This window comes from Limnospira sp. PMC 289.06 (assembly GCF_032350395.1).
Classification (GTDB): Bacteria; Cyanobacteriota; Cyanobacteriia; order Cyanobacteriales; family Microcoleaceae; genus Limnospira; species Limnospira platensis.
In genome coordinates, this window is the sequence record NZ_JARPLC010000269.1 from 1 (window position 1) to 1,915 (window position 1,915).

General features: G+C 46.5%; 2 protein-coding genes and 1 pseudogene. 1 reads left to right on the forward strand and 2 read right to left on the reverse strand.

Going from position 1 to position 1,915, the window contains the following annotated elements; all coding sequences use genetic code 11:
* Together P5674_RS24375 and P5674_RS24380 are read right to left on the reverse strand one after the other, a co-directional pair.
* Nucleotides 1–314 (reverse strand): IS630 transposase-related protein (locus P5674_RS24375; protein WP_315670372.1); only part of this gene is annotated, 314 nt, incomplete at its 3' end.
* A 47-nt stretch (nucleotides 315–361) separates the two neighbouring features.
* Nucleotides 362–792, reverse strand: a pseudogene (locus P5674_RS24380) (ISKra4 family transposase); the annotation flags it as partial.
* Between the two features lie 655 nt (nucleotides 793–1,447).
* Here P5674_RS24380 and P5674_RS24385 point away from each other — a divergent pair.
* The gene (locus tag P5674_RS24385; protein WP_006615878.1) at nucleotides 1,448–1,783 is read left to right on the forward strand and encodes an antibiotic biosynthesis monooxygenase; all 336 of its coding nucleotides are present in this window, start codon (nucleotides 1,448–1,450) and stop codon (nucleotides 1,781–1,783) included.
* Nucleotides 1,784–1,915 lie beyond the last annotated feature (132 nt).

Consider the following 1,915-nt stretch of genomic DNA (forward strand, 5'->3'; position numbering starts at 1 on the left):
ATGGTGCCAGGAGAGATGTCGTCATCCCAAAGTTGAGCCATTTGAGCGGAGGTTTGATCGCCATGCTCTTGGGCAAAAGCCTTGAATTTGTGCCAGTCGGTAATTTGGTGGTTATGACCAGGTGGGCGATTAGGTTTAGGGAGGAAGTCTCCGGTGTGTTCTTTTCTTTGCAGCCAGAGATTGATAGTGTTCCGGCTGAGATGGAAAAATTGACTGGCTTTGGTTTTGGACATACCGTATAGTTCAATTGCATTGATAACTTTTTGTCTAAGGTCGTAACTGTAGGGGGCTGGCCTTTTGGGTCTTCTGTAGATATCCTTGCCATTATACGTCCTAAATGTTATGTTTTGTGCTATATCTCCACCTCACACCAGTCCTCTCGCTGTACAAGGCGTTGGAGCGTACTGTGGGAGATGCTCATCCCGGTCAGTATCGTGATATCCTCTTCGGCTCGTTGGTAAGCGTTATTAGCACTAACGAGCAAGCAACACTTCTCAAAGTATGGACTCCAACGAGTCCCTGGCTTCACTTGCAGTTGTTGACCTTGAGCGGTAGTGAGGGTGAGTTTACCGAGGATACTGGTCAGGGTGAGTTGTTTTCCACTGTGGCGGTCTGTTGCCTGGTCGATAAAAAAACTCCTAGTTGAGGCAAGACGTGTTCTTGAGTAAGAGCACGAACACTCTTCTCAATGGCTTCAAGGGCGGTGAGTTCAGCAGGGTTAGCTTCGCTGTAGAGAATGGCCGCAATCGCGTCAAGGTGTTGCTGGAGTTGAGCTGGTTTCTGAGAATCCATGAGTAGAGGGAGGGTGAGTGGTGCTTCGCTCATTATGTAGGGCTGTGGGTGAAGGTTGCACTAAGTACAATTACTCATTTCCTAACTGAGATGCACCCTTTGAATGGGAGGGGATGGAGGCGACTCCATTCTCGACCCCTACCAGACGTGCCACGGTGTAGATGTAAATCCGGCAATAAGTAGGAGTTTTACGGCGAGAGCGAGTTGAAAGACTACGTGGTGCATATAGCTCTGAACGAAGAAGGACCAAGCGGTGAAATCAACACTATACCAATAACAATTGGGCAACCACATCAGGAGCCGTATGAGGCGAAAGTCTCAAGTACAGTTGGGAAAGGGAGGGGATGGGGGCGACTCCATTCTCGACTCTACCCATACATTATACTGTACTTTGTGTTTTGGGTAAAGGCTGTATAGATAATTAAGGGGAAATTAACAGCGAATAATTGATAAAAATTGACCTATATGGGTTAATATGGGTTTTGGGCTCAGTTCCTCTCCGTGTGGCGGAAAAGAGGGGGTGTCAAGACTTGTTTCCTATAGAGCGCGTAAAGTACCTCAGCATCTGGCATTTGTGAATGTTGGTTAGCCAAAATGTATCGGTTGGTCTAGCACCAGGAGTCCAATGTTCTCAACTCATAACCGGTGGTTAGTTATGTCCGAATTTTTTGATTTTCTGAAACACAAACACGCCTATATTGCGATCGGGGAGTTTAAGCCTGGTAAATTTGAAGAAGCCCGAGAACTGTTTGAACAAGCAGTTTCAACCTACAGTACCGGGTTCAAAGGGTCTTATTTGCTACAGGAACCGGGAACTGATCGTGGTATTGCCATTATCTTCTGGGAAAATATCCAAGACATGGAAGCCAATCAAAGTGAAGCATATCAGGCTTTGCTAGATCAAATGACACCCCTATTCGCCAAAGCCCCGACTACTTCATTCTACGAAGTTCGCAGCGAAATTCGTGCCGCCGCCGAATCTCTAGTTTAATCAAAACTTGGGGCTGGTAACTCAAAAGCAGATAATGAACCTTGATTAATCATCACCCTGGTCGAGTTGAGTTAAACAGAAGCGTTTACCGTTGTCTTGGAATTGTAGAAGTCCAGATTGGTGTCAAGGGAC

Excerpts from the sequence above, each read along its gene's own strand:
- P5674_RS24385 (WP_006615878.1), top strand. The coding sequence starts at position 1,448 with ATGTCCGAATTTTTTGATTTTCTGAAACACAAACACGCCTATATTGCG.